The sequence below is a fragment of the Halorubrum sp. SD41 genome (assembly GCF_058630335.1).
Map to the genome: position 1 here is coordinate 1 of NZ_JBZVGZ010000050.1, position 5645 is coordinate 5645.

Here is a 5645-nt window from a genome sequence, read left to right on the forward strand (position 1 = left end):
CCCGCCCCGCCCCCCGCCCGCCGCCCCCCCCGGGGGGGGCACACCCCCCCCGCGGGGGCCGTCCCGGGCCCGGGGGGGGACCGCTCACGGGCACGCGCCGACCGCCACCGCCGCGTCCATTTATAAGATACCGTTGCCGTCCACAGTTCTGTTTATAAACGCTCCCGGATCGTGTCGGCCGTTGCGTCGCCGACGCCGTCGACGTCGGTGAGGTCCGCGCGGGAGGCGTCGCGGACGTTTTCGACCGAACCGAAGCGGCGGAGGAGGCGGCGGCGCGTCTCGGGGCCGACGCCGGGCACGTCGTCGAGGACGGTCTTCACCTCGTCGCGGACGGTCTGGTGGTAGGAGACGGCGAAGCGGTGCGCCTCGTCGCGCACGCGCTGGAGCAGGTGGAGCTCCGGGGCGTCGTCGTCCCACCGCCGGGTACCCGTCGGGGTGACGACCAGCTCCTCTGCCTTGGCGAGGGCGACGACGGGCACGTCCCACCCCGTCTCCGCGAGCGCGTCGCGGGCGGCGCCCAGCTGCCCCTCGCCCCCGTCGATCAGGAGGAGGTCGGGGTCGGGGCGGTCGTCGCGGCCCTCGACCGCGCGCTCGGCGCGCCAGCGGATCAGTTCGCGCATGTTCGCGTAGTCGTCGTTGCGGTCGGTGAGCTTCTTCCGGCGGTAGTCGGCCGTCTCGGCGCTCCCGTCGACGAAGCACACGTCGGAGCCGACGACGGCGGTCCCCTGCGCGTGGCTCACGTCGAACCCCTCGATCCGGTCGGGGCGTGAGATTCCGAGCCGGTCGCCGAGCGCGCCGACGGGGTCGTCGCGGCCGCCGCGCTTCCGGGCGTTCTTCAGCGCGAGTTCGACGAGCTTCGCCTCCCGGCCGGCGCCGGGGACCCGGACCGCGACCCCCTCGCCCTCCAGCCAGTCGACCACGTCCGGGTCGGCGGGGCGCTCGGCGAGGAGGACCGCGTCCGGGAACTCCCGCTCGGCGTAGTACTGCGCGAGGAACGCGGCGAGGACGGCCGCGGGGGTGTTGGCGTCGGGGTCTCCCGTGTCGCCCGCATCTCCGTCGCCGGTCGACCCTTCCTCCACGGCCGCCGCGTCCAACCGGTGCCGGCTCCGGTCGACGAGCTGCCCGCGCTCGCTGTGGAGTCGGGCCACGCGGGCGGTGTCGCCCTCCACCGCGGCCGCCAGCACGTCGACGGTGCGGTCGTCGCTCCGGTCGCTGACCGCCTCGCCGCCCTCGCCGTGGAACGCCTCGACGGCTTCGAGCCGGTCGCGGAGGTTCGCGGCGCGCTCGAACTCGTTCGCCTCGGCGGCGGCCTCCATCCGGCGGCGGAGGGGGTCCGCGAGGACGCCGGTCTCGCCCTCGAAGAAGCGCCGCGCGGCGGCCACGTCCTCGGCGTACTCTTCCGGCGAAATCTCGCCGGTACACGGCGCCGAGCAGATGCCCATCTCGTAGTCGAGGCAGGGCCGGTCGCGCCCCTCGTACTTGTGGTCCGAACAGCCGCGGAGGCCGTACACCTCCCGCACCGCCTTCACCACGGTCTCGACGCGCCCCACGTCGGTGAACGGGCCGTACGCGGCCGCGCCCGCCTCGGGGTCGCGCGTCACCTCGATCCGGGGGACCTCGTGGTCGGAGAAGGCGACCAAGGGGTACGACTTGTCGTCCTTCAGCCGGACGTTGTACCGCGGCCGGAGCCGCTTGATGAGGTTCGCCTCCAAGAGGAGCGCCTGCGTCTCCGTGTCGGTGACCGCGAACTCGATCCGGTCGGCGCGCTCGACCATCCCGCGGATGCGGCCCGAACGCGGGTCCGCGTACGACCGCACCCGGTCGCGCAGGTCGAGCGCCTTCCCGACGTACAGCGTCGTCTCGCCCGCGCGGAACTGGTAGACCCCCGGCTCCGTCGGGAGGTCGCGGGCCCGCTCGCGCACCGCGTCGGCGTCCATCGGTCTCGGATCGCCGTAGCCGCCCGACGCCATTGAACGCTGCGGGCCCGCGGGCGACCCTCTCGTTCGTTACCCGCCGGTTATCAAAAATGAACACCGGAACGTGCGGTTTATCATGGCGGTTGGGAGACAGTGACGTAGACATGACTGGACTTCGCGAGCGCCTGCGGAACGTCTTCGGGCGAGGCGGCGACTCCCGATCGGTCCCCGACGGGGGCGTCGTCGTCGAGGACGCGCCGGGGGCCGACGCCGACACGGCCGCGGTCGACGAGTCCGGCGACCCGGACGGCGGAGCGTACAGCGTCGCGGAGACGGACGGCGCGGACCGGGCCGGAGCCCTGGCCGGCGCCGGCTTCGCCGAGGTGTTCAACGCCACGGGGGTCCCGACGTTCATCCTCGACGAGGAGGGGAACGTCGCCGAGTGGAACGAGTCGCTCGCGGCGCTCACGGGCGTCGACCGCGGAGACGCCCTCGGCCACGGCTACGCCTCGGAGCTGTTCTACCCCGACGGCCGGCGCGCGGACACGCTCGCGGACAAGGTGCTCGAAGCGCCCGAAAACGCCGACGAGGTGTACGACCTCGAGCGATGCGGAAGCGCCCGGACCCGCTACCGCGACACGAGCACGATGGTCGACCGCCACGGCGACGAGAAGCACATCGAGTTCACCGCGACGCCGATGTACGACGACGAAACCGCCGAGCTCGTGGGTGTGACCGAGGTCGTCATCGACCGGACCGAGAACGTCAACGAGCGCGACGCCACGGGCGAGCTGGTCGCCGAGGTCCGGGAGACCGCGGAGGCGATCGGCGAGGGGAACCTCGACGCCCGCGCGAGCCGCCGCGACTCGTTCGATCACCTCGGCGCCGACCTGGTCCGCGTCGTCGACGTCGTCAACCAGATGGCCGAGAACTTAGACCAGCTCTCCTCGGGCGTCCACGAGAAGGCGCGCGACCTCGACGAGACGGTCGAGGAGGCGAGCGCCGCGGCCGCCGACATCGCCGAGAACGTCGACGAGCAGAACGAGCTCCTCGAAGAGAGCGTCTCCGAGATGCAGTCCTTTTCCGCGGGGATGGAGGAGGTCGCGGCGACGGCCGACCAGGTCGACTCCGCCGCGGTCGCGGCGGCCGACGCCGCCGACGAGGGGCTCGACGCCAGCGAGGACGCCCGCGAGGCGACCGAGGACGTCGTCGAGATCGGCGACGAGCTCGTCGAGAGCGTCGGCGCGCTCTCCGAGCGCATGGACGACATCGAGGAGGTCATCGAGGTGATCTCCGACGTGGCCGAGCAGACGAACCTGCTCGCGCTCAACGCCAACATCGAGGCCGCCCGCGCCGGCGAGGGCGGCGACGGCTTCGCGGTCGTCGCCGAGGAGGTGAAGAAGCTCGCCGACGAGACCCGCGGCTACACCGAGGAGATCACGGAGAGCCTCGACAAGCTGCAGGCGCAGTCCGCGGAGACCACCACCGCGGTCGAGCGCTCCCACGAGCGCATCGAGGACGCGGGCACCGAGATCGAGACGGTACTCGACTCGCTCGAGGAGATCGCGGACGCGGTCGACGAGGCGGCCGCGGGCGTCGCGGAGGTCGCGCGGACCACCGACGACCAGGCCGCGACCGTCGAGGAGCTGACCTCGTCGCTGGAGGCGGTTCGCGAGCGCTCCGACCGCACGGAGGACGCGACCGAGCGCATCGTCGACGCCACCGACGACCAGGAGGCGGCCGTCGACGAGCTGATCGCTCGCGTCGAGCAGCTCGACGCGCGGTAACGCTCCGACTCCGCTAGCGCCCCTTCGGTTTTCTCCCCCAGCTCTCGTCCCGCCGAACGTTTAACCCCGCTCAACCCCCAGAAATCGTATGTCCGTTACGCCGCCCGGACCGCTGGGCGACCCCCTGTTCGGCAACGGTCGCCAGTTCGCGGACGACCCGTTCGGCTTCCTGCGCGCCTGCGCCGACAGCTACGGCGACGTGGTGCGGCTGAACCTCGGCCCCCGCGAGACGTACCTGCTCACGAACCCCGCCGACGTGGAGCGCGTGCTCGTCGCGGACGCCGAACGCTACCGCAAGCCGCAGTTCGACGACGCGATGGACACGCTGCTCGGCGACGGCCTCCTGATGAGCGAAGGGGAGACGTGGCAGCGCCAGCGGAAGCTGGCGAACCCCGCCTTCCACAACCGCCGTATCGGCGCCCTCGCGGGCGTGATGGCCGACCACGCCGAGTCGCACGTCGCCGACTGGGACGACGGCGACGTCGTCGACATCCAGCTGGAGCTGGCGCGGCTCACGGTCAAGATCATCGTCACGGCGATGTTCGGCGCCGACATCAGCGACGAGGAGGTGAAGACGGTCCAGGAGAACCTCGAACCCCTCGGCGCGCGCTTCGAGCCCGACCCCCGCCGGTACCTGATCCCGGACTGGCTGCCGACCCGCGAGAACCGCGAGTTCGACGCCGCGATCGACACGCTCGAATCCGTCATCGACGACATCGTCGCCCGCCGCCGCGGCACGGAGCGCGACCCGAGCGTCGACCCGGCCGGCCCCGACGGGACCGGGGTCCGCGGGCCGCCCGGCGACCCCGACGCGGACCTCCCGATGGACCTCCTCTCCGTCCTGCTCCGCGCCCGCGACCGCGGCGAGCAGACCGACGAGAACCTCCGCGACGAGCTGGTGACGATGCTCTTGGCCGGCCACGACACCACCGCGCTCGCGCTCACCTACGCGTTCTACCTCCTCTCGAACCACCCGGATGCCCGCGACCGGGTCGCGAGCGAGGCCCGGGAGGCCGTGAGTAGCGGCCCCCTGACCGCGGACGCGGTCCGCGAGATGGCGTACACCGAGAACGTGCTCAACGAGTCGATGCGGCTCTACCCGCCCGTCTACACGCTGTTCCGCGAGCCGAAGCTCGACGTGAAACTGGGGGGCTACCGGATCCCCGAGGGGTCCGCGCTGATGGTCTCCCAGTGGGTGATCCACCGGTCCGAGCGCTGGTACGACGACCCCGAGGCGTTCGACCCGGACCGCTGGACGCCAGAGCGCCGCAGTCAACGCCCCCGATTCGCCTTCTTCCCGTTCGGCGGCGGCCCGCGCCACTGCATCGGGAAGGCGTTCTCGCTGTTGGAGGCGAAGATCATCCTCGCGACCGTCTGCTCGCGGTTCGACCTCGACTACGAGGGGCCGAGCCTCGCCCTGCGCGGCTCGCTGACGATGCACCCGAACCACCCGGTGCCGATGCGGATCCGCGAGCGCTGAGGGATGCCCGGTGACGAGACGGCGTCGTACTGCGCCCGCTGCGGCGAACCCCTCTCGCGGGGCCTCGTCGCGAGCGAACAGCGCGCGTGTTGTCTCAACGGGACCCCCATCGCCGGCGTCTGCCCGACCCACGGGCCGGTGGGGCCGCACCACGCGGTCGAGGAGCCGAACGCGGTCGACGACGCGTAGGCGGTCTCGACCGTCAGCCGCGGTGTCCTTCATTTATAAATAAGTGCTCCTGCGGTCGGCGCGTGCCTCCGAGCGCTCAGCGGGCGCGAGGAGCACGCGCGAGGGAGTCGGCCGACCGGAGGGAGGCCGACGAGGCTGGGGAGGTGTGAGGCTGCGGTCCCGCGAGCGACCGGTGGGAGCGAGCGGGAGCACGGAAGTCGCAGCCCGCGCAGCGAGCGAAGCGAGCGAGCAGGACCGTCTTCCGGCGGTGCGGTCGCGGTCGGGTGGGACTCA

General features: G+C 72.3%; 4 protein-coding genes. 3 read left to right on the forward strand and 1 reads right to left on the reverse strand.

All coding sequences use genetic code 11. The features are described from left to right. Positions 1-152 precede the first annotated feature (152 nt). A complete protein-coding gene (locus tag AC4NMM_RS15165) occupies positions 153-1937 on the reverse strand; it encodes an excinuclease ABC subunit C (RefSeq protein WP_491924648.1) in 1785 nt (594 codons plus the stop codon). Positions 1938-2080: 143 nt separating this feature from the next. Between AC4NMM_RS15165 and AC4NMM_RS15170 the strand changes: the two genes are divergently transcribed. The 3 genes from AC4NMM_RS15170 to AC4NMM_RS15180 all read left to right on the forward strand — a co-directional run bounded on the left by AC4NMM_RS15170 (position 2081) and on the right by AC4NMM_RS15180 (position 5372). Beyond that, positions 2081-3703 carry a methyl-accepting chemotaxis protein gene (locus tag AC4NMM_RS15170; RefSeq protein ID WP_096394261.1) on the forward strand — a complete coding sequence of 541 codons (1623 nt, stop codon included), beginning with the start codon at positions 2081-2083 and terminating at the stop codon, positions 3701-3703. An 88-nt stretch (positions 3704-3791) separates the two neighbouring features. Beyond that, positions 3792-5183, forward strand: coding sequence for a cytochrome P450 (locus AC4NMM_RS15175; protein ID WP_096394262.1), 1392 nt, complete (start codon positions 3792-3794; stop codon positions 5181-5183). Positions 5184-5186: 3 nt separating this feature from the next. Next, positions 5187-5372, forward strand: a complete 186-nt coding sequence (locus AC4NMM_RS15180) for a hypothetical protein (RefSeq protein WP_096394263.1) — start codon at positions 5187-5189, stop codon at positions 5370-5372. The last annotated feature ends 273 nt before the right edge of the window (positions 5373-5645 follow it).

Excerpts from the sequence above, each read along its gene's own strand:
- AC4NMM_RS15170 (WP_096394261.1), top strand. The coding sequence starts at position 2,081 with ATGACTGGACTTCGCGAGCGCCTGCGGAACGTCTTCGGGCGAGGCGGC.
- AC4NMM_RS15165 (WP_491924648.1), bottom strand. The coding sequence starts at position 1,937 with ATGGACGCCGACGCGGTGCGCGAGCGGGCCCGCGACCTCCCGACGGAG.
- AC4NMM_RS15180 (WP_096394263.1), top strand. The coding sequence starts at position 5,187 with ATGCCCGGTGACGAGACGGCGTCGTACTGCGCCCGCTGCGGCGAACCC.
- AC4NMM_RS15175 (WP_096394262.1), top strand. The coding sequence starts at position 3,792 with ATGTCCGTTACGCCGCCCGGACCGCTGGGCGACCCCCTGTTCGGCAAC.